The sequence below is a fragment of the Kitasatospora griseola genome (assembly GCF_014648555.1).
GTDB classification, from domain to species: domain Bacteria; phylum Actinomycetota; class Actinomycetes; order Streptomycetales; family Streptomycetaceae; genus Kitasatospora; species Kitasatospora griseola.
In genome coordinates, this window is the sequence record NZ_BMRI01000018.1 from 15,461 (window position 1) to 38,741 (window position 23,281).

General features: G+C 73.5%; 24 protein-coding genes and 1 pseudogene. 11 read left to right on the top strand and 14 right to left on the bottom strand.

The window, feature by feature from the left end; all coding sequences use genetic code 11:
- Positions 1–305 precede the first annotated feature (305 nt).
- A pseudogene (locus tag IEZ12_RS22225) lies at positions 306–656 on the bottom strand (ADP-ribosyltransferase family protein); the annotation flags it as partial.
- Between the two features lie 10 nt (positions 657–666).
- Complete coding sequence (locus IEZ12_RS40140) at positions 667–792, bottom strand: hypothetical protein (protein WP_268250262.1); 126 nt, start codon at positions 790–792, stop codon at positions 667–669.
- Positions 793–1,224: 432 nt separating this feature from the next.
- Between IEZ12_RS40140 and IEZ12_RS22230 the strand changes: the two genes are divergently transcribed.
- Both IEZ12_RS22230 and IEZ12_RS22235 read left to right on the top strand, forming a co-directional pair.
- Complete coding sequence (locus IEZ12_RS22230) at positions 1,225–1,989, top strand: hypothetical protein (RefSeq protein WP_189273957.1); 765 nt, start codon at positions 1,225–1,227, stop codon at positions 1,987–1,989.
- A gap of 1,777 nt (positions 1,990–3,766) precedes the next feature.
- On the top strand, positions 3,767–4,258 hold the full coding sequence (locus IEZ12_RS22235) for a DUF1877 family protein (RefSeq protein WP_229847773.1): 492 nt from the start codon (positions 3,767–3,769) through the stop codon (positions 4,256–4,258).
- Between the two features lie 468 nt (positions 4,259–4,726).
- On the opposite strand, the gene IEZ12_RS22240 is transcribed toward IEZ12_RS22235, so the two are convergent.
- Complete coding sequence (locus IEZ12_RS22240; protein ID WP_189273961.1) at positions 4,727–5,509, bottom strand: maleylpyruvate isomerase family mycothiol-dependent enzyme; 783 nt, start codon at positions 5,507–5,509, stop codon at positions 4,727–4,729.
- 603 nt (positions 5,510–6,112) lie between these two features.
- Positions 6,113–6,871 (bottom strand): DeoR/GlpR family DNA-binding transcription regulator, encoded by a 759-nt coding sequence (locus tag IEZ12_RS22245; protein ID WP_189273963.1) that lies wholly within the window; start codon positions 6,869–6,871, stop codon positions 6,113–6,115.
- 78 nt (positions 6,872–6,949) lie between these two features.
- Here IEZ12_RS22245 and IEZ12_RS22250 point away from each other — a divergent pair, with 78 nt between their 5' ends.
- The gene (locus IEZ12_RS22250; RefSeq protein ID WP_189274134.1) at positions 6,950–7,318 is read left to right on the top strand and encodes a DUF4406 domain-containing protein; all 369 of its coding nucleotides are present in this window, start codon (positions 6,950–6,952) and stop codon (positions 7,316–7,318) included.
- Entirely contained in the window at positions 7,315–7,992 is a 678-nt protein-coding gene (locus IEZ12_RS22255; RefSeq protein ID WP_189273965.1) for an NUDIX domain-containing protein, read from the top strand. The genes IEZ12_RS22250 and IEZ12_RS22255 overlap by 4 nt, the downstream gene beginning before the upstream one ends.
- Positions 7,993–8,461: 469 nt before the next feature.
- On the opposite strand, the gene IEZ12_RS22260 is transcribed toward IEZ12_RS22255, so the two are convergent.
- Both IEZ12_RS22260 and IEZ12_RS22265 read right to left on the bottom strand, forming a co-directional pair.
- Positions 8,462–8,881 (bottom strand): RidA family protein, encoded by a 420-nt coding sequence (locus IEZ12_RS22260; protein ID WP_189273967.1) that lies wholly within the window; start codon positions 8,879–8,881, stop codon positions 8,462–8,464.
- A 44-nt stretch (positions 8,882–8,925) separates the two neighbouring features.
- Positions 8,926–9,432 carry a cupin domain-containing protein gene (locus tag IEZ12_RS22265; protein WP_189273969.1) on the bottom strand — a complete coding sequence of 169 codons (507 nt, stop codon included), beginning with the start codon at positions 9,430–9,432 and terminating at the stop codon, positions 8,926–8,928.
- Between the two features lie 85 nt (positions 9,433–9,517).
- Here IEZ12_RS22265 and IEZ12_RS22270 point away from each other — a divergent pair, with 85 nt between their 5' ends.
- The gene (locus tag IEZ12_RS22270) at positions 9,518–10,021 is read left to right on the top strand and encodes a MarR family winged helix-turn-helix transcriptional regulator (protein ID WP_189273971.1); all 504 of its coding nucleotides are present in this window, start codon (positions 9,518–9,520) and stop codon (positions 10,019–10,021) included.
- A gap of 151 nt (positions 10,022–10,172) precedes the next feature.
- Here the strand turns inward: IEZ12_RS22270 and IEZ12_RS22275 are convergent, their stop codons facing one another.
- Entirely contained in the window at positions 10,173–11,243 is a 1,071-nt protein-coding gene (locus tag IEZ12_RS22275; RefSeq protein WP_189273972.1) for an RNA ligase (ATP), read from the bottom strand.
- A 269-nt stretch (positions 11,244–11,512) separates the two neighbouring features.
- On the opposite strand from IEZ12_RS22275, the gene IEZ12_RS22280 reads away from it, so the two are divergent.
- On the top strand, positions 11,513–12,118 hold the full coding sequence (locus tag IEZ12_RS22280) for a hypothetical protein (protein ID WP_189273974.1): 606 nt from the start codon (positions 11,513–11,515) through the stop codon (positions 12,116–12,118).
- Positions 12,119–12,223: 105 nt separating this feature from the next.
- Here the strand turns inward: IEZ12_RS22280 and IEZ12_RS22285 are convergent, their stop codons facing one another.
- The 3 genes from IEZ12_RS22285 to IEZ12_RS22295 form a co-directional block, all read right to left on the bottom strand.
- Positions 12,224–13,312, bottom strand: coding sequence for a hypothetical protein (locus tag IEZ12_RS22285; RefSeq protein WP_189273976.1), 1,089 nt, complete (start codon positions 13,310–13,312; stop codon positions 12,224–12,226).
- Between the two features lie 223 nt (positions 13,313–13,535).
- Positions 13,536–14,036 (bottom strand): peptidylprolyl isomerase, encoded by a 501-nt coding sequence (locus IEZ12_RS22290; protein ID WP_189273978.1) that lies wholly within the window; start codon positions 14,034–14,036, stop codon positions 13,536–13,538.
- A gap of 105 nt (positions 14,037–14,141) precedes the next feature.
- A complete protein-coding gene (locus IEZ12_RS22295) occupies positions 14,142–14,600 on the bottom strand; it encodes a hypothetical protein (protein WP_189273980.1) in 459 nt (152 codons plus the stop codon).
- Positions 14,601–14,943: 343 nt separating this feature from the next.
- Here IEZ12_RS22295 and IEZ12_RS22300 point away from each other — a divergent pair, with 343 nt between their 5' ends.
- Positions 14,944–15,948: an endonuclease/exonuclease/phosphatase family protein gene (locus IEZ12_RS22300; RefSeq protein ID WP_229847775.1), complete on the top strand. Its 1,005-nt coding sequence runs from the start codon at positions 14,944–14,946 to the stop codon at positions 15,946–15,948.
- Between the two features lie 7 nt (positions 15,949–15,955).
- Here IEZ12_RS22300 and IEZ12_RS22305 read toward each other — a convergent pair whose 3' ends face one another.
- Complete coding sequence (locus tag IEZ12_RS22305) at positions 15,956–16,621, bottom strand: response regulator (protein ID WP_189273982.1); 666 nt, start codon at positions 16,619–16,621, stop codon at positions 15,956–15,958.
- Positions 16,618–17,931 carry a sensor histidine kinase gene (locus tag IEZ12_RS22310; RefSeq protein ID WP_308431067.1) on the bottom strand — a complete coding sequence of 438 codons (1,314 nt, stop codon included), beginning with the start codon at positions 17,929–17,931 and terminating at the stop codon, positions 16,618–16,620. Before IEZ12_RS22310 ends, IEZ12_RS22305 begins: the two co-directional genes overlap by 4 nt.
- A gap of 237 nt (positions 17,932–18,168) precedes the next feature.
- On the opposite strand from IEZ12_RS22310, the gene IEZ12_RS22315 reads away from it, so the two are divergent.
- From IEZ12_RS22315 to IEZ12_RS22330, 4 genes are all read left to right on the top strand, one after another.
- A complete protein-coding gene (locus tag IEZ12_RS22315; protein WP_189273985.1) occupies positions 18,169–19,680 on the top strand; it encodes an alpha/beta hydrolase family protein in 1,512 nt (503 codons plus the stop codon).
- A gap of 174 nt (positions 19,681–19,854) precedes the next feature.
- The gene (locus IEZ12_RS22320; RefSeq protein ID WP_189273987.1) at positions 19,855–20,496 is read left to right on the top strand and encodes a dihydrofolate reductase family protein; all 642 of its coding nucleotides are present in this window, start codon (positions 19,855–19,857) and stop codon (positions 20,494–20,496) included.
- Between the two features lie 129 nt (positions 20,497–20,625).
- Positions 20,626–21,243, top strand: coding sequence for an RNA polymerase sigma factor (locus IEZ12_RS22325; protein ID WP_189274140.1), 618 nt, complete (start codon positions 20,626–20,628; stop codon positions 21,241–21,243).
- On the top strand, positions 21,240–22,298 hold the full coding sequence (locus IEZ12_RS22330; protein WP_189273989.1) for a CU044_5270 family protein: 1,059 nt from the start codon (positions 21,240–21,242) through the stop codon (positions 22,296–22,298). The genes IEZ12_RS22325 and IEZ12_RS22330 overlap by 4 nt, the downstream gene beginning before the upstream one ends.
- A 146-nt stretch (positions 22,299–22,444) precedes the next feature.
- Here IEZ12_RS22330 and IEZ12_RS22335 read toward each other — a convergent pair whose 3' ends face one another.
- Positions 22,445–22,747: a hypothetical protein gene (locus IEZ12_RS22335; protein WP_043907180.1), complete on the bottom strand. Its 303-nt coding sequence runs from the start codon at positions 22,745–22,747 to the stop codon at positions 22,445–22,447.
- Between the two features lie 402 nt (positions 22,748–23,149).
- Positions 23,150–23,278 (bottom strand): LPXTG cell wall anchor domain-containing protein, encoded by a 129-nt coding sequence (locus tag IEZ12_RS40635; protein ID WP_373295517.1) that lies wholly within the window; start codon positions 23,276–23,278, stop codon positions 23,150–23,152.
- Positions 23,279–23,281: the final 3 nt, after the last annotated feature.

Consider the following 23,281-nt stretch of genomic DNA (forward strand, 5'->3'; position numbering starts at 1 on the left):
AGGGCTGCTCGGCGAGCACCGTGAGGGCCTGGGACGGCGTCAACTCCCGTGCCCGTGCATCCCTCAGCCGGTCGAACCAGTGGCCGTAGGCGTTGAGGTCCCCCGGACCAGCAGCGGCACGAAACTCGCCGCGCCCTCCGCGTCGGACCACCACAGGTAGCCTTGCAGCCTGTCGGCGGCGTCGAGCACCGGGCAGTACGCCACCGCTCCCGTGGCCGTGCCCGCGTAGCGCGGTGGGCCGTAGTCCACGATCCGCATAGGGGAACCCCCGTCCTTCGCTCCCCTCCCGGGGATTTCCGTCTCTGTCACGGCACGACCTCGCCGTAGACGTGGACCTTGCCCTTGGTGTCCACGATGACCTTGTCGGCGCGCCATTTCAGGCCGCGTCCGAGCAGGAGTTCCTGCTCGGCGCCTCCGAACGTGCCGATGTTCTCGCCCCAGAGCCCCAGAGCCCCAGAGCCCCTTGGTGCCGGCGGGAACCCGCAGGTGCAGGGTCGCCTCCTTGCCTGCGAAGGCGGCCGGTCGCCGGGCGAGGTCGACATGAAGCCGTCCTCGGTGATGGTCAGACCCTCGAGGTCCTTGGGGTCCTTCAGGTGGAGATGGCCCAGGTCCGTGCCCCGGGCGACCATGACGTCCTCGGGCACCGGGCGCGCCGCGACCGCTTCGTCAGAGGTGTCCGATCCTCGCCTCGCTCTCCAGGGTCATCGGCCGGCTGCCGCGCAGCGCGCCGAGGATGTCGCCGGTCTCGTTGTAGATGTAGCCCTTCACCGCGAGGTCCTGGTCGGGCGTCATGTTCTACACGTCGTCGTGCCACTGGCGGCCGAAGTCGCGGCATGCCGTCGCGACCAGGACTCTGACGTTGTGCGGAGCGGACATCGACCGGGAAGGGTTCACCGGGTATGGCTACTCGTGGTCGCCGTTGAGGCAGACGGCCTGCTCACTGACCCGGGTGGTGGTGACGCGGGGTCGGCAACGGGCCCGGGGTGATCGGCCGTCGGAAAGGCGGCTCGGGGACTTCCGGCGCGAACCCGTTGGCCGGCAGGGTTGGCCGTTGGGCGGACGGCGGGTGGGCGGCGGCGGTAGCGTGCGGGCATGCGGATCGCTGAACGCCTTTGGTTGGCAACGGTCTTGGGGATTTTCTGCTTCGCAGCGAGCGGGTGTTCGGGGGGAGGTTCGCCGGCGGCGGATGCAGGCTCCGGCAGCGGTACGGCCGGGGCCGCTGCGGTGGTCGATGTCGAGGGCACTGAGTTCGGGTCCGATCACATCCGGCAGATCGTCGAGTCGGTGTACGTGCCCGGTACGACGGGGCTGCACGGCGGGGAGGTGTTCCGCCCCGGGCAGGGGAAGCCGCTGGCCCTGTCGCCCTGCCGGGTGGAGCAGCCGATGTCCGGGGTGCGGGTCGACGACAGGATCCGGGTCGGGCCTGCGACGGTGCCCGTGCCGGCGGCGATCTACGAGTTGCGGGTCCCCGCGGAGTCGGACGGGATGTGGGCGAGCGTGTACGTGCTCGCGCCGGGTGCGGACACCACGAAGCTGCTCGTGGACCTGCTGGCGGCGGGTCAGGCGTGCGGGTCGCGCACGGTGGCGGCCGCGGACCCCTCGTCGCGGGCCTCCGCGCGGGTGGTGAGCACCTCGTGGACCACCATGGGCACGGACGGTCCGGGGGTGGCGGTGATCAGCGCGTCGGTACCCGAGGCCGGTGCCACGGCTCCGCCGAAGGGGCCGAACTGGACCATCGGGCCGGACGGAAAACTCGCGCCGGACGGCGACCTGACGGCCTTCCACACAGCCGGCCCGGGGTTCCTGGACTACGGCGAGGCCGTGTTCTACGGCACCAACGGCCGGATCCTGGTCGAGGTGGCCATGGTCGGCCAGAACCATCCTTCGGCGGGCTCGGCGTCCAACGTCCCGGCCGTGGAGGAGGCGTACCCGGCCGCGCAGCGGGCACTGAAGGAACTACTCGCCGGGTTCCGGGGCCTGCCGGACTGACCCGGGACCGACGATGGTGTCCTCGTACGTCAGGGGCGTCAGGGCAGGTTCTTCGGCGGGAGGCGTCGAGCGGGGTTTTCGATCCGGGTGGGCGCGGTGACGAAGCGGCCCGTGTCGTCGGTCTGGATCCGGCCTTCGGTCGAGGGCGGGTAGGTCACCCCGAAGGGCTGGAGAGGACGCTACTCCACTCACGGCGCACTTCCGCGTCAACCGGCCCGGGCGACCACCCGCTGAAGCACCTGTACGGAAACGCGCCAAATCACGCCTCCTACAACGTGCTGACATCCCCTCACACGGTTGACCTGTGAAAATCCCGCAGCCCCGGCAACGAGGGCACGAACATCCCGACTCCCTCGAACGCCGGTGCCAACGATCCTGGATCCCCACCGCTCCAACAGGCGCACCACGGCTCCGGCGCGACTCAGAGCGCTGCGCGCGGTCGCCGCCCGCACTGGCACCGCAGTCGCGGCCGGAACACGACACAGCTTCCGACGACGGCCGACCGGGAGCGAGCAGGCCGCGCCCCTTCGTGGAAGCCGTGCCGTGGTCGATGCGAATGGCTCGGCCCGACCCTGGTGTCGCTCCAGTCGGTGGCGAGGTATACGGGCCCCCAGCGGGTGAGTTCGCGCACTGTTCGGTCGCCGATCCGGCCTTTCGGCGACAGGTCCCGGTCGGATGCCCCAGGTACGGCCGATCAGCCGGCGCGGAGCCTGGCACTCGGACGCGCTGCAGCTGCTGGAGGTGCCGCAAGGCTCGCCCCCTGTGCCCGTGCCGGTGCCGGTGGCACTCTCCTGGAACGGGGGTGTGCGGTGAATACCGTCGGTATTCACCAGCGGCAGGAAGCAGCGGCCTGAGCAGGCGGCGCGGCGGGCGGTGTCGTGCCGGACGGGGCGGTCCTGGGCGTCGACCGGGTAGACGGGCGGGGCGCCAAGGCCGACGAAGGCCACCCAGGCGCCGACGGTGCCGAGGCGGCCCTCGGCCCAGCCGACGGCCCGGCCATGGATCTCCCAGCTAGGCCGATCTTCGCCAGCGCACTGGAGTAGGTGGTGGGGCCCAGGCCGCGCCGGTCGATCGGGACCAGGTCGAGCAGGTCCGGCTGCGCATCGGGCGCGGCCGGCGCAGCGACCCTGGTTTCTCCGCGCGGAGGTAGCGGGGCGGTGTTGCGGTCCGCCCGATTACCTCCGCGCGGAGGAATGGGGTCGGCTCCGCCGAACGGGGCGGCGGCCGGGCCGGCGGGCAACGACGAGAAGGCGGAGTAGCCCGAACAGGTAGGTGCCAGGTCAGATCGTGATCACGGTCTGGGTGCCGCCGGCCAAGGCAGCGCGGCATGGGCGCGGTCGGTGACCACCGCCACGCCGGCGTCCCGGACCGCATGGGCAAGGCGCGCCAAAAGCTCAAGCGGGCCACCCTCGACACCGCCGGCTGGCCCTGCGGGGGGCGACGGGATCAGCGCCGCGCGCGCACGACCGGGCCCGCGCTGAGGATGCGGCAGGTCACGTAGTGCCCGACGAACCCCCGCGCCGCAGGGCGCGGGGACTGGCCCGGAGGCGGGACGGGGCGGGCGGAAGTCGGGTCCCACCCGGGTCCTGGCCGTCGGGAGCGATCGGGCGGTTCAGCTCAGCAAGGATCCTCTCCGAGATCCCCGCGTCCGTCCGTCCGTCAGCCCCGGCCCCAATAGCGCACATTCCTGCCTGCGCAGTCATCGCTGCGATGTCGGCGTCGACGAGTAGGGTCCGCCCATCGACCGGACAACCTCGACCGAAAGCGCGGTCCCGCAGTGAGCTTCCACATGCACCTTCGTGCCGTTCCGCAGAGCGACATCCAACCCGACGGCAAGTGGCTGTCCACGTTCATGCGGAACTCCTGGCGCGACTCCCAGGAAGAGTTCACCGCAGGGATCGCAACCGCGGTCGAGAAGGACTTCGACGAGGTGAACCACCTCTACACAGGCTCCGCGGACGGCACCGGAGACCCCAACGCACCGGCCACGCTGCCCGTCTTCGGGGGCACCACCATCGACTCCGAGGTCGGCCCGCCGTTTCTGATCATGACTCCGCTCCAGGTGAAACAGGCTGCGGCCTTCCTGGAAGCCGCGTCGTTCGAAGATCTCTGGACCGCCTCCAAGGACGGCATCTTCGGCCCCCTCGGCAGCTTCATGTACGAGGCCGAAGCCGAAGCGATCTTCCTGCAGCACCACAACGACCTGCTCTCCTTCTACCGACAGGCAGCCGGCGCGGATCACTCCGTGGTCAAGGCCTTCTGGTTCTAGAGAGTCGCGCCCGCACGCCGACGCACGGCCTCGACACCGGAGACACGTCTCCGGTCCTGCGGCGGCCGTGGACGGCCCGGGGCCGCACGCGGGCAAGTTCTAGCGGGAGTTCCACTCCTCGCCGGGCAGCGGGTGCCAGAGGTCGAGCGAGTTGTGCAGCAGGAGGAGCGGCCAGGTCGGATTGACGTCGCCGGGCGCCGGCAGCGGATCGCAGGCCGAGGTCGGGGAAGACCGGGTCGGCGGTGGGGCTGTACATCGAGCAGCCGTGCGCCGTGCGGTGGACGAGTCGGTCCTCGACCCGGGACGGTGCGCAGGGCCGGTCGGCGGAACACCGTGGCGATCTCCGCTGGACCCCGACGAGGGGACGTGGGGCCGGGAGGTCGCCGTCCTGCCGACCCCGGCGGGAGCCCTGCGCCTGGCAGGATCCGTTCGCGATTCAGCGACAGGTTCGTACGCGGTGGCCCGTCGTCACGCCCAGTCCTCCGGTTCCCAGGCGAAGAGCAGGTCGAGCAGCTCCGGGTCCCCGTCGAGTTGCAGGGAGTCCACCGGGATGCGGTCGTACCGCCAGAGGACCAGATCACTGGCCGTGCCGCGGATGGCGAGGCCCGCTGCTTCCGGGGCCTCGCCGACGGCGGGCAGCCGGGTGGTCCGTGCGCCGTCTCCGTCGACCGTGAGGCGCCAGGAGCGGCCCTCGGCGGCGTGGAAGTCGAAGGCGGTGGGCTTGTGCGGCCAGGCACTCCTCGTGAAGCTGGCGATGAACAGGCTCTCCTCGACACCGTCGAGCGCCACCTCGACCGGCAGCGGGGCTACGTCGCCCACGGCGAGCTGGGCATCGTAGGTGTGCACCGCGATCTCCTGGACCTGGTGCCGGGCGACGCCTCCGGCGGTGTGCGGCGTCTGCGTGACACCCCAGCCGGTGAAGCAGCCCTGGTCCGGGCCGGCCTCCCGCAGGGCCGCCAGCAACAGCTCGGTCGAGGCGGCCAGCCAGGCCAGCACGTCCTCGCGCTCCTGCGGCGCGAGGGCGTCGCCCTGGGCCGGGGTCCTGGACGTGGCGTCCGGCCCGGCGGCGACGGTGGCGGCCCAGCGACGGCGGCCCTCGCCGATGTGCTGCACCAGGTCGAACAGCGTCCACCCGGGGCAGGTCGGCACGGGCAGGTCGAGGCTGGGCGCGACGGCGATCGCGGCGCGGAAGGCGGTTGCACGTTCGTCGATCAGCCGCAGCAGATCGGGAAATTCCGGAGTCTTGTGCACGGCGGTAGTTCTACCACCGTGATCCATTTGCCCGACAGCGGTTTTCCCGGCCGATGCCGCAGGGAAATCCGGCCCGGGCGAGCCCACGCTCGGGCTGCGGACACCGGCCGGACCCGGGCCGTGACGGCCCACGGGCCCGGGAGGGCCGAGGAGACCTACCGGGCACCTGGAGCGTGCTGCTCCTGGTCCTGCTCATAGTCCTGCTCGTGGCGGGGGACCGTGCGCGTGCGGCCGAAGAACAGGTCGCTCTGCTGATGCGGCAGCTCGACGCCGAGAAGGCCACCCGCCGAGAGGCCAGCGGTCGGCGGCCTGCAGCTGCTCGGCGCGGCTGGTGCCGTCCGGGCGCAGGGCGGGACGGCCGTGGCGCGACCGGCGTTCGGCCGTGGCCATCGCCTCGCGGGCACGCTGCTGGCCGCGCCGGTGGACCAGGACGCGACGGGCGGCCGCACCCTCACGGTGTGGTGGGCAGCCGGCCCGGGCCGAACGGCAGCCAGCCGGACCTGTTCGACGTCCGGCTCTGGCCACCCACCCGATCGCGACCCGGTAGGGGCGCTGTCGAGGGTCCGACCGGTCCGCGATCCCGTAAAGACCGGCTCGCAACCGTCAGTTGGCCGACAGGACTTCCAGGCCGAGCGCTTTCAGTTGCTCGACGACCGCATCGTGGGGGTCGGCGTCGGTGATCAGGCCGCTGATCTTCTCCCAGGGCAGCACGCGGAACCGCGAGGCCGTGCCGATCTTCTCGGAGGAGGCGAGGACGTAGGTGTCCGCGGCCCGCGCGGCCAGGGCGCGTTTCATCGCCGCCTCTTCGGCGTCGCCGGTGGTCAGCCCCGCCTCCGGGTGCACGCCGGTGACGCCGAGCAGGCAGAGGTCGGCGGAGACGTTCTGCGCGGCCTCGACCGCGGCCGCGCCGCACGCGACCGCCGAGTGCTTGAAGATCCGGCCGCCGAGCAGGAAGAGTTCCGCCTGCGGATGGTCGAGCAGGGCCGCGGCGATCGTCGGGCTGTGGGTGATCACGGTGCAGGCCAGATCCCGCGGGAGCGCGTGGGCGACGGCGAGGGCGGTGGTGCCGCCGTCGAGGATCAGCGTGCCGCCCGGCCGCACCAGGGCGGCGGCCGCCGAGGCGACCTTCCGCTTGCCGTCCTGGGCCACGCTCTGCCGGGCGGCGTAGTCCACCACCGCCGGCGAGACGGGAAGCGCGCCGCCGTAGACCCGCTGGCACAGTCCCTCGGCGGCGAGATCGCGCAGGTCGCGCCGCACGCTGTCCTCGGAGATCCCCAGGTCCGCGGCGACGTCCTTGGCGACGACCTTGCCCTCACGGGCCAACAGACCGAGCAGGTGGTCGCGCCGTTCAGCAGCCAGCATCCGCAATCTCTCCTATTCTTGCACGTTTCTGCATGTATGGTAGCGCCCATGACCGACAAGCCCGTAGCCGACGAGCCCATGCTCATCCTGATCGCCGGCCCCTACCGCTCCGGTACCGACGGCGACCCGCAGGCCATGGCCGCCAACCTCGCCCGCCTCGAAGCCGCCGCGTGGCCCGTCTTCGCCACCGGGCACCTCCCCGTGATCGGAGAGTGGATCGCGCTGCCCGTCCTGCACTCTGCGGGCGCGGGCCCCACCGATCCCCTCGCCGAGCAGGTGCTCTACCCGACCGCCGACCGCCTGCTCGCGCACTGCGACGCCGTGCTGCGCCTGCCCGGCGCCTCCACCGGAGCCGACCAGGACGTCGCCACCGCCCGCCGCCGCGGCCTGCCCGTCTACCACGACGTGGCCGAGATCCCCCGCCGCACCCAGCGGGAGGGCGTGTGACGAGCCGCCCCGGCATCGAGGCCCCCGACCACCGCGGCCGCACCGGCCTCGACCAGGCCGGGCGCGGCCTGGACCGCAACCCCGACGTCCGGGTCCGCGACGTCGAACTCACCTCCCAGGGCTGGCACGTCCTGCGCCGCACCACCTTCGACTACCGCCGCCGCGACGGCCGCTGGGAAGCCCAGCAGCGCGAGACCTACGACCGCGGCAACGGCGCCGTCGTCCTGCCTTACGACACCGGACGCGGCCGTGTCCTGCTCACCCGCCAGTTCCGCTACCCGGCCTACGTCAACGACCACCCCGACGGCATGCTCGTCGAAGCCGCCGCAGGCCTGCTCGACGCGGACGACCCGGCCACCGCCATCCGCCGCGAGAGCGCCGAGGAGCTCGGCGTCACCCTCGGCCCGCTCACCCACGTCCTCGACGCCTACATGAGTCCCGGCTCCGTCACCGAGCGCCTCCACTTCTTCGCCGCCCCCTACACTCCGGCCGACCGGACCGGGACCGGCGGCGGACTGGAGGAGGACGGCGAGGACATCGAGGTCCTTGAACTGCCCTTCGTCGAGGCCCTCGCCATGACCCGCGACGGCCGCATCATCGACGGCAAGACCATCCTTCTCCTGCAATGGGCAGCCCTGGACGGACCCTTCGCCCCCGCAGCGGGCGGCCGCTGACAACGCCTCCCCGCCCGCGGTGTCGCCCCGGCCGATCCGCGGCGCCGCGTTGACCGACCGAGTACCGGGGCAGGGGCCCGTCATGCCGCCGCACCGGCCTCCTCGCGCTCGGCCAGGACGCCGTTCCCCAACACCCGGCGCCGGAGCGGACCGGAGCGACGAGGGAGGCTCCGTGATCGCACGCCGGCGTTCCTGGGCGAACTCGACCACGATCCTGGTGAGCGGGGCCGAGGCCGTCCTCGTCGACGGGCCGGTCCGCGAGCCGACGACCCTGCTCCGGATCCTCGACCCGGCCGCCACCGACGAGGGGCCGTTCCTGCGGGTGCAGTTTCCTCAGCGACGGCCCCGACACCGTGGAACGACGGCTGTGCGCGGCGACCCGGGCCATGTGAGCGGTCCGCGCCGGCTCGAACGGCGGCGGTACGACGAAGGGTCCCACCGGTCGGTGGGACCCCTGCGCGTGGGTGGGTCAGCCCGCTGCCCCCACCGTCGGCCGGACGGCGACCGCGTCGATCTCGAAGAGCATCCCCGGCAGGGCGAGCGAGGCGACCCCGCTGAGCGTCTGCGCGGGCAGCCGGTCGCCCCAGGCCCCAGCCAGGGCCTTGCCGAGGACGGCCAGCTTCTCCGGGTCGTGGTCGACGATGTACGAGCCGAGCCGGACCACGTGCTCGAAGCCGAGGCCGACCCCGGCGAGCGCGGTGCGCAGGTTGGCGAGGGCGAGTTCCACCTGGGCGGCGAAGTCGCCGGGCACGACCTGCCCGCCGGCGTCGGAGGCGTACTGGCCGCCGATGAACACCGGTTCGCCGGGCGCGGAGGCGGCGTGGCTGTAGCCGAACGGTGTCGGGTCGTGCAGGCCGGGCGGGTTGGTGATGGTGCGGGTGTCGGTCACGGGGTTCCTTCCCTGGTGTCGGGCCGAGCTCGGTGCCGGGCGGTCTACGGCTCGGACCGGGCGGCTTCCTCCCGGGCGTCGCGCCAACTCGGCGACTCCAGGAAGTGGTTGTCGAAGAGGTCCTGCTTGGCGAGCAGTTCCTCGACCGTCGCCTCGCCCGCGCGGATCCGCTCCAGCAGGCGGAAGTAGTCGAAGCGCTCCACCCCGGGGGTGATCACGATCAGCAGGTCCGCCCCGGAGTCCGGCGCCGCCGCGAAGGCATGCGGCAGATGGGGCGGCACCACCACGAGGTCGCCGCTCCGGGCAGTGACCACCTCGTTCCCGACCAGCACCTGGGCCGAGCCGTCGACGACGAAGAACAGCTCCGAGGAGCCCCCGTGGTAGTGCGGAGTGGCGCCGTCCTTGCCGCGCCCCAGCGTGACGCGCAGGGTGCTCAGGGCGCCGCCGGTGGCGCTGGAGTCCGCCAGCAGCCGCCCCTTGCCGCCGAGCATTCCGACGGTCTCGGCTTCGCCGCCCCGCACCACCACGGCTTCCGGTCCGATCAACGTCATTGGCCTCTCCCCACAGCGAGCGTTTCGATAGTTCCCTGGCTGATAGTACTACGTCTAACTATCTCCCATCGAATAATATGCCCCTATGGATCACGTGGACGTCATGCTCGACCAGTGGAGCCGGGAGCGCCCGGACCTCGACCTGACGGCGGTGGGCACCGTCGGCCGCCTCGGTCGCTTTGCCCTGCTCGCGGGCCGGGTCGTCGAAGAGGTGTTCAAGCAACACGGCCTCCAGCGCGGCGAGTTCGACGTTCTCGCCACCCTGCGCCGCTCCGGCGCGCCGTACGAACTGATGCCCTCCGAACTCGCCGCGCTGCTGCTGATGTCGCGGGCCGGCATGACCAGCCGGATCGATCGCCTGGAATCGGCGGGCCTGGTGGAACGCAGCACCGACCCGGCGGACCGGCGCAGCGTCCGCATCGCCCTCACCTCGGCCGGACGCACCCTCGTGGACGCCGCCTTCACCGACCATGCGGCCAACGAGACCGCGCTGCTCTCCGCCCTCTCGGGCGAGGAACGGGCCACCCTGGACGGGCTCCTGCGCAAACTGCTCGCCGACGTCGAGGGCACGGACAGCCCGGCGCCCTGACGGCCCCGCCCGAGGTCCAGCCACCCGCGACCGCTCCGGAGCGCCGTCGACTGCACCGGCACCGAGGAGCAAACCCGGTACGTCACTCTCACCGAGGCGGGGCTTCAGCCTTCGAGCCGAAGCCTCGCCCCCGTTCGTCCAGCGCGGCCCGTCATTCGTACTCGGTGCCCCCCTTGCGCGTCAGGTAGTCGCCGCCGACCGCCTTGACGATCGCCCGGCCGCCCAGGACGGGGCTGTGGCGCTCGACCGCCGGCCGGACCACCACACCCTCCCTGGTGTGCAGTTGCCGCCCGCTGACGGTCTCGCGTCCCTCGGCGAGCTCCAGCACGCGTTCCGCGTCGAACGGTCCGCGCCACAGCTCGGGCACCACCGGCAGCTCGTCGGCGAGCAGTCGGGGCGCGTCCAGCCAGTGCAGCTGACCGTCGATCACCGCCGAGACGTCGAACGCCGCGTACCCGGGCGGCTGCTCGGTGCGGCTGCTCGCGCCGTACCCGAGGTCCTGCACGCCGTCCCCGAAGACCTCGCCGAAGATCCCGACCCGGCTCGCCCCCAGCCGGTCGGCGATCCGGGCGGCCAACTCCGGTATGCCGTAGGCGCGGACGGCACGCCAGTAGAGGTTCCGCCCGTCCTCCTTCAGCGCGAGCCCCTGCGCCCCGATCCCCTTGGACGAGACCTGGACCGCACCGGTGTCGGCGTGGAAGGTGAGCAGGCAGCAGCTTCCGTGCAGCTTCTCGGTGACCACCACCGGCTCGCCCGGCTCGAAGACGTCGGGGAAGCGCTTGAGGTTCTCGATGTCCACCCAGAGCAGCAGGTCGGGCGCCGCCTCGACCTCGCCGCTCATCGAAGTCGGCACCGGCGGCACCCACTTGGTGACGCCGAGCAGCTCCGCGAAGTCCGTGCCCTCCTCGGCCGCCCGGGGCAGGTCGACCTCGACCAGGGCCCGGGGGCGACAGACGATGCCCTGCGACAGCTCGCCGCGCAGCCGTACTGCCTTGACCCGGTCGGCCTTGCCGCCCGCGAGCCGGCCGGTCAGCCCGAGTTCCTCGATCAGCTCGGACGGCAGGACCGACTGCTCGGGGATGTAGCACGCGAAGTCCCCGGTCCGGTACGCCCCTTTGGCCACGACGGCCCGGTAGAGGCCGACCTGCGCCAGCTCCAGGGCGTCTGCGTTCGGGTGCTCCAGGATGGTCAGGCGCTCGGCGGTCACCCGCAGTGTGGACATGGCGGTTTCGTCCTCCCTTTCTCGGAATGTCCGCGAACCGGACGAGATCAACTCTGTCGGGCGGACACCGCCCGACGCCAAGGGTTTTCAAGCTCTCCTCCCGCATCCGTGGCGGCCTGACCAGGCAGGATGTGCGCATCACTCCGCAGTCGGCCGCCGGTTCGCGCGGACCGGCATGGGCACCTCCGGTCTGCGTAGCCGAGGCAGTGTCGCGCCGAACAGCCACCACCCCCGCCAAGGCCCGGAGCACGGGACAGCACAATGGGCCGATGCTGGAGTTGCTGCCGGGAATCGGCGTGGTCCTGCCGGCCGGAGCCGGAACGCTCAGGTTCGGGGCGACGGCCGAGGAGGCCGCCGCGACGCTCGCAGCGGTGCCCGGAAGCCACCGCACCAGACAGTGCATGACGCTGACCCGCGCCGACTACCGGCAACTGCGGCACGCCCATGACGCCTGGCTCGGCGGCATCCTCTTCGACCGGAGCTGGAACACCGTCGCCGCCTTCGGGAACATCGTGGTGACCGTCGCGGCAGGCGGCCCCGACCGCGCCGACCGTCTCACCCTGATCGCCGTCGAGGCCGACACGCCTCCGGACACGCCCTCAACGCACGCGGTGGCGTGGGACGGCGTCGACCTGTTCGGACACCCCGCCCAGGATGTCGCCGCCGTACTGCCGGGCCCCACCCGCCCGTCCTCGCCGACCGCCGACGACCTGACGGCGCCACAGCTGGGCCTGTGGCTCCGTCGAAACCCCCGGCCTGTCGACCGGTGGTCACAGCTGACCCTGCTCGACACGGCCACCGGATGGGAACCGTGCTGCACGGGCACGTTCGCGTGCTCGGAGGGCGGAGACGGCCTCGTGGGCATCCTCCGCTGAAGCCCGCGGCCGGGGACCTCCTCGAACCACCGACGCTGCCCGCGTCCCGGGCGGCCGACAGCCGTTCGGCGACGGGCGCGGTGCGACCGGACGGGCGCGACCCCCTCAGCAGGCGGCCATCCGCAGGGCTACCGGCAGCGGGACGGCGGGGTTGCGGGCCGCGTCCTCGGCAGTGGCGGGGTCGCGAAGCAGGGCGGCCAACGTCGGAGCGGGCAGCGCCGGGTGCCGGGCGGCGACCTGGCGAACCGTCAGGTCGGAGTCGGCGAGCAGGGCGAGGACGGTGGCCGACGGCAGGCGCAGGTCCTCGGCGGCGCGGGCCCGGACCGCCGGGTCGGGGTCGGCGGCGAGGAGGACGGCCAGTGCGGTCGGTGCGGCGGGGTCGTCCAGGGCCAGCAGCCGGACCCGGGGGCGGGGGTCGTGGGCACGGTGGCGCAGGCCGTCGCGGGGGAAGTTGGGGTGGTTGCGGGGCCGGCCGGGGAAGGAGAGGCTGCCCGGCCACCAACTCCACACGTCCAGCAGGGTCTCGGCGGGGGCGTCGGCGCAGGACTCGGTGAGGAACAGCCGCACCACTCGGTCCTCGTCCCGCCCGAGCCGGGCTGCGACGTCGGCGGGCAGCCGGGGCGCGCGGGCCACGCTGCGGCGGATCCACCGGTTCGGGTGGGCGGCCAACTGCCGCATCGCGTCCGGGTCGTGGAACAGCGCGCCGACCCACCGGAGCCCGTACGTCCGGTCCTCGGCGGGGATGTCGGGGACGCTGTCGGCCAGCGCGGCGATCTCCGCCGGCGTCCGGGGCGCCACCGCGTCGGGCCGGGGCGGGCGCGCCATCCCGACCGCGGTGCGCTCCCCGCGCGCGGCGAAGCCGTCCCGCATCTCGCGCAGGACTGCGAGCAAGGCCGCGCCGGCACCGCGCCCGGCAAGCGCCTCCAGCAGCCGGTCCCACTGCCCGGGTGACAGCGCCCCGGACTCGGCCACCGGGCCCCACACCCGCTTGGACGGGTGCTCGACGGCCGCGTCCAACACCGGCGCGGGCAGCGGGCGCCGGTACAGGAAGTACGGCTCGTCGCCGTCCAGCAGGGCGAGCAGTACCTCGGTCGGCGCGTCCGCCCTGCTCCCCAGCCCGGACCGCCACCGCCTGCGCAGCTCCGCCCCCGGCTCCGCTCCTGCCAGGAACTGCTCCCACGCCCCGTCACTCATCCGGCCGGCCCAGGCTCCGCCCTGCCCCTCTCCGAACGGGCAGGCTCAGCGGTGGCGGCAGCCCGTCGCGTACCGGGCTCCGCAGTCCGGGCTCGGGCCCGAACCCCGGCGCCCCGGCAGCACCGCGCCGCGCCCCGGTGAGTGTCAACACCCGACGTCTCACCGGGGCGCGGGCCACGGGAGTCCGCCGCTCCCAGAGGGGGGCGCGGCCGCGCCCCGGAGGTCACTCCACGATTTCGGCGCTCACCAGGACGACGTCCTCCTTCGGGACGTCGGCGTGCCCGGCCTTGGAGGTGGTGGGCACGGACTTGATCTCGTCGACCACCTCCTGGCCCTCGACGACCTCGCCGAACACGGCGTAGCCCCAGCCGGGGCCGGACTTCGCGGTGTGGTCGAGGAAGGCGTTGTCGGCGACGTTCAGGAAGAACTGGGCGGTGGCGGAGTGCGGGTCCGAGGTGCGGGCCATGGCCACCGAGTAGCGGGTGTTCTTCAGGCCGTTGTCGGCCTCGTTGAGGATCGGGGCACGGGTCTCCTTGCGACGCAGGCCCGGCTCCATTCCGCCGCCCTGGACCATGAAGCCGTCGATCACGCGGTGGAACACCGTGCCGTTGTAGAAGCCGTCCGTGACGTACTGGAGAAAGTTCTCCACCGTCGCGGGAGCCTTCTCCGCGTTGAGGCGGATCACGATGTCGCCGTGGTTGGTGTGCAGCTTGACGTTGGACAAGGCCGTCTCGTTTCTGACGCTGTGCTGATTTGCGGGTTCGCCCGCCCATCCTCGCAGGTGACCGCGCGTCGAGTGCGCCGCCCACGGGCCGGTGGCGCGGAGGCCCTACTGAACGGCCGCGGTCCGGCCGGGCCGACGAGGCACTCGCACGGCGGCCACCGCGAGCAGTCCCGAGGCGACGAGGGCCGCGCCCCAGGGCAGACCGTGCGGCAGGGCGCGGGCGGCCGCGAAAGCGAACAGCAGGCCGACGCCCTGGAGGACCATCGTGATCGTCGGCAGGGTCCCGACGGTTCGCCCCGTCCGGGCCCGGACGGCCGCCGCACCCCACAGCACGGGAATGACCAGCCCGGCGAGCAGCGCGAGGCCGAGGGTCGGCACGGCCACCACGCTCCCCATGTTCCCGCCCCCGGGAGAGCCGTCGTCGGGGACGATCACCGGGTGACTCACCTGCCACTCGGCGAGGCGCAGCGCCTGGAGGAACACCGCCGGCACGACGACCGAGGCCAGCCCGGCCACGCCGTACCAGTGCCAGGACCGTTGCCCGGCTCGATCGGTTGCAGTCACTGCCCTCACCTGGTCGTTGAGTCGGTCTCCGCGGTCGGCGTGCGGCGGTCGGCGGTCGGCGTGCGGAGCCCTCGCCCGGGCACGGCCGCAACGACCTCGCCGGGTCGCACGACCGGCCGCCCGTACCGTCGCGGCCGACAGCCGCCCCGCGCGCACCGCACACGCCCCGCCGAGTCGAACAGCCTCCCGGACGCGCCAGTATGACATCACACCAGGAACACATCGCACGCCAACCACTCACCCGACGACCCGGCCCGCAACCGTGCTCCCGTCGCCGTCGTCCTCTCCCCACGACGGCGGCCGGTGATCACGGCCGCCACCGGCATCCCGCAGGAGGATCATCGTGGTTGACGGCACGTCGGAGACCGGTGAGGGCACGCCGCGCCGGCGGCGGCGGTGGCGTGCGGCCCTGACGGGTCTGTGCGTCGTGTTGCTGCTCGGGCCGGCCGCGCTCGCCGTGGTCCGCGTCCTGGGCCTGGACGACGGGACGGTCCTGGCCCTGCCGATGGCGGCCCTGCCGTACGCGGCGCTGCTGACCGTGCCGGCGGCGGCGGTGCTGGCCGGGTTGCGCCGCTGGGTCCTCACGGCCCTGGCCGTGCTCCTGGTGGGGCTTCAGCTGTGGTGGCTGCTCCCGCGCGTGGTCGCCGACGGGGCGCAGGCGCCGGCCGGCGCGCCGCGGCTGCGGGTGGCCACCAGCAACGCCTACATGGGCGGAGTCTCGCCGACGGCGCTCGTCGACCTGGTCCGCACGCAGCGTCTGGACGCTCTGGCAGTGGAGGAGCTGAGCGTCTCGGCGGCGCAGGCGCTGGACGCGGCGGGCATCCGCGAGCTGCTCCCCCACCGGGAGATGCCCGCCGGGTCCGACACGGCGCTCTTCACCCGGCTGCCGGTGACGGGGGCGGGCGATCCGGCGTGGCCGACCGTCAACGTGACGGTCGCGGTGGACGGCCGGCCGGTGCAGCTGGTGGCGGTGCACACCTACTACCCGCTGGGCGACGCCCGCCGTTGGGCGACGGGCATGCACGAGCTGCGGGACGCCGCCGCCGGGCGCAGCGGCGGCGGCGCGGTGCTGCTGGGCGACTTCAACGCGACGCTCGACCACGCGCCGATGCGCAGCCTCCTGGCGACCGGGCTCACCGACACGCACGCCGAACTGGGGACCGGGCTGATGCCGACCTGGCCGGAGCACAACCGGGACTTCCCCCGCCTGCCGCCGATGATCCAGATCGACCATGTCCTGCACGGCCGGGCGCTGCGCGCGGTGTCGGTCGCCGAGTACACCCTCGCCGGGACGGACCACCGCGCGGTGGTGGCCGAGCTCGCCGTCCTCGACCGAGGCGGGCAGTGACACCGGGTCAGGGCAGCGGGACGAGGCCGCTCTCGTGCGCGAGGACGACGGCCTGGATCCGGTCGCGGAGCGCGAGTTTGTGCAGGATCCGGCCCAGGTGGGACTTCACGGTCGCCTCCGCGAGATGGAGGCGGGCCGCGATCTCCGCGTTCGACAGGCCCCGGCCCACCTCGACCAGGACTTCCCGCTCACGGGCGCTGAGCCGCCCCAGCCGCTCCTCGTGACGGCCGGCCGCGGCGGCCCCGGCCAGGTGCGGGCGGACGTCGTCCAGCAGGCGGCGGGTGATCCGCGGCGAGAGCACCGCGTCGCCCGCCGCCACGCTGCGGATCGCCGCGAGCAGCTCGTCGGGCCTGGTGTTCTTCAGCAGGAAGCCCGACGCCCCGGCGTCCAGCGCGGCGAAGGCGTACTCGTCCAGGTCGAACGTGGTCAGGATCAGCACCCTGCTCAGCGGACAGGCGTCGGTGAGCCGCCGGGTCGCCTCGATGCCGTCCGTCCCCGGCATCCGGATGTCCATGAGGACGACGTCGGGGCGCAACTCCCGGGCCAGGCGCACCGCGTGGGCGCCGTCGGCGGCCTCGCCGACCGGGGTCATGTCGGGCTGGGCGTCGAGGATGGTGGTGAAAGCCATCCGCAGCAGTGCCTCGTCGTCGGCGACCAGGACGCGGATCGTCATGCGGTCGCCGCTTCCGCGCTGTCGAGGAACAGGCGCGCGTGGACGTGCCAGCCGCCGCCCGGGAGCGGTCCGGCGCGCAGGGTCCCGCGGTAGGCGGCCGCGCGTTCCCGCATGCCGGGGATCCCGTGGCCCGACGCGGCTGCGGGACGGGGCGGGGTGGTGCGCGGGCCGTCGTCGGTGACGTCCACGGTGACGGACCGGGCCCGGCACTGGAGGCGGACCTCGGCGCGGGCGCCGGCGGGCGCGTGTTTGAGGGTGTTGGTCAACGCTTCCTGCACCAGGCGGTAGACGGTCAGCTGGGCGGTGGCGGGCAGCCGGTGGTGGGCGCCGCGGAGGTCGAGGACGGTGGGCAGCCCGGCGGCGCACATCCGCTCCGTCAGCTCCTGAAGGTCACCGATGCCGGGCAGCGGACGGCGCTCGGCGCCCGACCCGTCGCTGCCCAGCCCGTCGGCACCCGGCCCGTCGCTGCGCAGGACGCCGAGCGAGCGCCGCATGTCCACCAGGGCCTGCCGACCGGTCTCGGAGGCGCGGAGCATCGCCGTGGCGGCGGCCTCGGGCGCGTGGTCCCGCGCGTGGAGGGCGGCGTCGGTGAGCGCGACCATCACCGACAGGTTGTGGGTGACGATGTCGTGCATCTCCCGGGCGATGCGACTGCGCTCCTCGGCCACCGCCAGCCGCGCCTGCTGGTCCCGCTGCTGCTCCAGACGCGCGGCCCGCTCCTGCGACGCCACGAGGAAGGCGCGGGCGGTCCGCGCGTTCACGCCCAGCGCGGCGGCCGCCACCACCACCGCGGTCAGCGCCGCGAAGGGCGCCAGGAATGCGCCCGGCGTCGCCCAGCGCAGGCACGCCAGCAGCGCCCCGCCCTCCACGACCGCGCACGCCACGAACACGGCACGCCGCCCCGCGTCCGCGGCCACCGCGTACAGGGCCACCAACAGGGCGGCGTCCGCCGGCAGTTGGACATCCGTCCACCACTGGACGAACGCCGCCGCCACCACCGTCGCGAACACCACGACGGGCGCCCGGCGCAGCCACACCAGCGGCAGCACCAGAGCGACGGTCAGGACCGAGGCCACCACGAGCTCCCCCCGGCCGCGGGTGAGGACGACATGAAGCAGCAGCAGGACCAGGAACAGCGGCACGAGCAGCGAACCGGGCGCGACGGACGACAGCAGGACGCGGGCGGCGGGCGGCAGCCGGGGGCTGCGGCGGCCGTCGGGGTCGAGCTCCGTCGTCGGCCGCTCGCCCGTCCGGTGGCGTGCCGGGCGGGCACTGCTGCCGGGCCCCTCGACCGTCTCGGTCCCCACCACGCGTCCCCCTCGTCGATCCGCCCTGCCGTACAGCGGCCCCGGGCCCCTTTCGGCACCGGTGCGCTGGGGCCACGGTAGGACGCGGGCGCGGCCGCGCACATGATCCCTCGGCGGGAGAGTGCCGCGCCCGGGTACGACCCGAGGAGGAGTCCGCGTTGCTCCTCGGGTCGCAATACGGCTGCTCGGCGGCGGGTCCGCGTGCGACCGCGGGAGGCATCCGGCGGCGACCGGCGGCGGATGTGCCGCGGTGCACGCCGCCCCGACGATGGCGGGGTGACCGAGATCATCCCCGAACTGTCCATGTCCCCGCCGGAGTTGCTCACCGTACTGAGCGCCCTCGCACTCGTCGCGGCGCGCTGGCTGCCGCCCGCCGCCCGTGGGCGAACCACGATCGCCGCGACCGCGGTTCTCGCCGTGTCCGCGGCCGTGCTGGGCGCGGTGGGCGTCCGCTGGCAGCTGCTGCCGGTCCTGGCCGGCGCCGCGGCGACGCTGCCGTTCGCGCTCTCGCCCCTCCTGCGTCCCCTGCCGGCGTCGCGCCGACGCCGTCCCGCGCGGCCGGCGTGGCGGGCCGGGCGGTGGCCGGCGGTGCCGGCCTCCGCGGCCTGCGCTGCACTGATCGCCTCGGGGCCGATCGCCGCGTGGGCGTTCCCCGTGCCCGTGTTCCCCGCGCCGTCGGGCCCCTTCGCGGTCGGCACCCGGGTGGTGCAGTGGTCCGACCCGGACCGCGCCGAGACGTTCACCCCCGACCCCGCCGACCGGCGCACCGTCGTCGTCCAACTCTGGTACCCCGCACGGAGCAGCCCCACGAGCACGCCCGGAGCCCGCTACCTCGGCCGCACCCAGCAGGAGGCCCGCACCGTCGCCGACGCCCTCGCCCACGGCGCGGGCCTGCCCGGTTTCCTGCTCGACGGCACGACACGCGCCCGTACCCACGCCCGCGCCGACGCGCCCGTCGCCGACGGTGACCGGCGCTGGCCGGTCGTCCTGTTCTCCCCAGGCTCGGGCGGCGCCCGCACCCAGAACACCGCCTGGGCGGAGGAGGTCGCCAGCCACGGCTACGTCGTCGCCGCCCTCGACCACCCCTACGACAGCGCGGCCGTCGTCCTCGACGACGGCCGGACCATCCGCTCCGCGACCACCTCCAGCGGCGACCGGGACACCGACGAGCGCCTCGCGGCCGACTGGACCGCCGTCCGCGCCGACGACCTCCGCTTCGTCCTCACCCAGCTGCAGAACCTGGACCGCGGCACCGTCCCCGACCCGCTGACAGGGCACCTCGACACCGCCCGCACCGCGGCAGCCGGCCACTCCATGGGCGGCGCCGCCGCCCTCCAGGCAGCCCGGCACGACCCGCGCATCGGCGCGGTCGTCGACCTCGACGGCTACCCCCACGGCCCCACCGCCCCCGCCCTCCACCAGCCCGCCCTCGCCCTCACTTCCGCTCCCACCCCCGACACCGATCCCCGCTACCTGCCCCGCCTCACCGAGGCCCTCGCCCTCGACACCGCCACCAGCTACCGCCTCACCGTGCCCCGCACCGCCCACCTCAGCTTCACCGACAGCCCCCTCTACCTGCCGCCGCTGCCCTCGCTCGTCGGCTCCCTCGGCCGCACCGAAAGCCCCCGCACCACAGCCGCCGCCACCCTCGCCTTCCTCGACGCCGTCCTGCGACCCACCCCCGGCGACCCGGCCGGCGCCCTGTCCGCCTACGGCGAGCTCACCGTCCACCACCCCGACGGGACCGGCTGACCGCTGACTGGCTGACCGGCTGACCGGCGTTCGGGAACGGGCTGCCGGGCGGGGCCCATGACAGGCCCGCCCGGCAGCGGGGCGGTAGGTGTCGGCGTGGCGGCCGGGCTTTCCGGCCCCGCCGGGTCTACATCTCGACGGGGGCGACCGAAACCTCTCACCGGGAGTGCAGCCATGGGCCTGATCCACATCGAACTGTTCGCCACCCTCGACCTCGTCGGGCAGGCGCCGGGCGGACCCGACGAGGACCCGTCGGGGTTCCCGTTCGGCGGCTGGCAGGCACCCCTGCTCGACGACGTCACCGGCGCGCAGATCAGCGCCGCGTACGAGGGCACCGACGCCCTCCTGCTCGGCCGGCGCACCTATGACCTCTTCGCCGCCTACTGGCCGCACCAGAAGGACGGCGAGATCGCCGAACTCTTCAACAGCGTCCCGAAGTACGTGGCCTCCCGCGGCACCCCCGACCTCCCCTGGGCCGGATCCACCCTGCTCGGAGCCGACCTGGCCCGGGCGGTGCACGAGATCCGCGACCGGCACCAGCACGTCAAGGTCGTCGGAAGCCTGAACCTGGTGCAGACCCTCCTGCGCGAGAAGCTCTTCGACCGCCTCGACCTCTGGGTGCACCCGATCGTCCTCGGCGTCGGCAAGAAGGTGTTCGACACCGGCGCGGTACCCACCAACCTCACCCTCCTGACCCCACCGGCCGCCGCCCCCGCCGGCACCGTCCACCTCCGCTACGCCCTCGCCGACGGCACCCCCCGCACCGGCGACATGAGCGCACCCGACCGCGGACTCCCGCACGACGACACGCACTGACCCACCGGACGGTCCGTCAGCCCGCTGCCCCGAAACCTGCCGACGGTGCGTCAGGACCCCGCGCGCACCGGTCGGGGAAAAGGTGGAACCCTGGTGCGCCTGCGGACAGGTGGGGGTGTGGAACTCTCGATGCGGGCGCGATTGCGCGCCGGAGCACAGGAGGCGTTCGGGGAGCTCTTCGACGAGCACGCCGGCGCCGTGTACGGGTATGCGCTGCGGGCGCTCGGGGACTGGACGGCGGCAGAGGACGCGGTGTCGCTGACCTTCCTGGAGGCGTGGCGGCTGCGCACCTCGCTGCACGAGGAGGGCGATTCGGTGCGGCCCTGGCTGTTCGGGATCGCCACCAACGTGCTGCGCAACACCGCCAGGGCCGGACGCCGCCACCGCGCGGCGATGGCCCGGCTGCCCGTGCAGGAGATCGTGCCCGACTTCGCCGAGGAGCTGGTCACCCGTCTCGACGACGGGGAGAAGCTGGCCGCCGTCCGCCGGGCGCTGGGCCGGCTGCGGCGGAGCGAGCGGGAGGTGTTCGGGCTGTGCGTGTGGGCCGGCCTGGACTACGCCTCGGCCGCGCAGGCGCTCGGGGTGCCCGTCGGCACCGTGCGCTCCCGGCTCTCACGCGCCCGCGGCCGCCTGCGCGACCTCGCCGAGAAGGAACTGACGGACCACAGGGAACCGGCCGCCGGCCGCGGACAGGTACCGGACGGCCGCCTGATCGCGGCCCGGTCGACGCAGGGAGACATCCGATGAACACCGAGCCCGAGATGCTCGCCGCCAACCGCCACCGGCTGCTGAAGGGGCACCTGATGAACGAGATCGCCCGCGCGGAACACGCGCCGAAGCCGCGACGGAAGCTGGTGTGGATGGTGGCCTCGCCGATCGCCGCCGGCGCCGTGGCCGCCACCGCCCTCCTGCTGCCCGGGCAGTCCGGCACCCGCAGCACGCCCCTCTCCCCCGCAACGGGCGACATCGCAGCCGCATCGACGCCCTCGGGTACCTCGCAGGCGGAGCACGTCGACGCCGCCACCCTCTTCGCCCGGGCCGCCGACGCCGTCGCCGCCCGCCCCGACCCGCACGCCGGGGACGGACAGTTCACCTACACCCGGGAGATCCAGGACGGCGGCCGCTTCCCCCGTCACGAACGGAAGATCTGGTGGTCCGTCGACGGCACGGCCGACGGAGCGATGGTCGACCCCACCATGACCGGCCTGGGCCAGAGCGGCCCGGACGGACTCCAGCGCATCCCCGCCCGACTCCCCGTCATCGACGGCGCCCGCGTCGAAGCCGGATTCCCCGGCCGCGAGACCTACCGCTTCGTCGCCTCCCTGCCCACCGACCCCGACCGGATCAAGCAGCTCCTCCTCGACGCCGACCGCACCAGGCAGGTCTCGCCGCCCTCCGACCTGACCGACACGATGCGCGCCCAGCTCGCCTTCGGCGACATCCAGCAGATCTTCCAGAACGTCTCCGCACCCCCGGCCGTGGCCGGCGCCCTGATGAAGGCCGCCGCGAAACTCCCCGGCACCTCGATCGTCACCGACCAGGTCGACGCCACCGGCCGCAAGGGCGTCGCCGTCGTCGGCATGAACGGAACCCAGCGCGTCGCCCTGATCTTCGACTCCACCACCGGCGCCTACCTCGGCATCCGCGAAGTCCTCCTCAAGTACCTCCCCGCCGTCGGCCCCGACGGCACTCCCCCGACCGGCGAACCCACCCCGCAGCAGATCGCCGCCGACCCCGAAGCCGTCTACTCCACCGCAGCCCTCGAAGAACGCATCGTCAACCGGACCGGCACCCAGAACTGACAGCCCACCCACACACCAGGGCCGCCGGTCGCACCACCACCGGCCCCCGAACACCGCGACCCACGACACCACAACAAGCCCGTCCCTCCCGACGGCCGCCAGGAGGGGACGGCCACCAAGAGGGACGGGCGGTTCGGGTCGCGGGATCACACTGTGCTGGCGATCCAGCCCACGGTCTCGGTGGTGTGCGGCCCGTCGGACAACGCCCTGCCCGAGCCCACGAGCTCGTTGATCCGGATCTTGAAGCCGGTGACGGTGACATCGGCGATCCGCAGGCCCGGCGTGTCAGGGCCGTTGAACGTCTGCACGAACGGCACGACGATCACACTCGCACCGGCCGGGAACGGCGAGGGGAACGTGACCTGGGTGAAGGTCGACGTGTTCCCCCCGGTCACCTCCGTGGGATGCGTGGAGTTCAGCTGCAACCTACCCGTCTGAATCATGGCCATGGCTTCTGCCCCTTCCGCTCGTGTCCCGCCCACCGCACCCCGCACGCGACCGTGCAGCCGACGGCACCGGCAATTGCTTCCATACGAAACAACCCGCCAATGAACTGCCCGCCCCCACCAGGGTTTAGATCACAGGTCACCCCTTCCGGGTACCCGCACCCCCACCCCTTGCCGCACCAGCCCCTCCGAACGCCCCACCCGCCACCGGGACTTGACCCACAAGCGAGCAGAACCCGAGCAGCGCAGCACATCCCCGCGCGATCCGGCGCGGACGGCCGCGAACCGGCACTCGACCACCGATCCAACACTGCACTCCCAACCTTGCAAGGCAGGAGACCGCCCCCGGAGCCCGTAGACCCTGGGGGCGGTCGCTTCACCGAACAAGCGGTGACTGCGTGGGCGTTACCCCACGAACCGGTCCGCGTTCGCGCGGCGCCGTGCCCGATACAGCAGCACACCGCCCAGCGTCAGCAGCCCGCCGCCAGCCAGGCCCGCCGCGGCGAGACCCGCAGGCGAACCCGTGTCCGGCAGGTG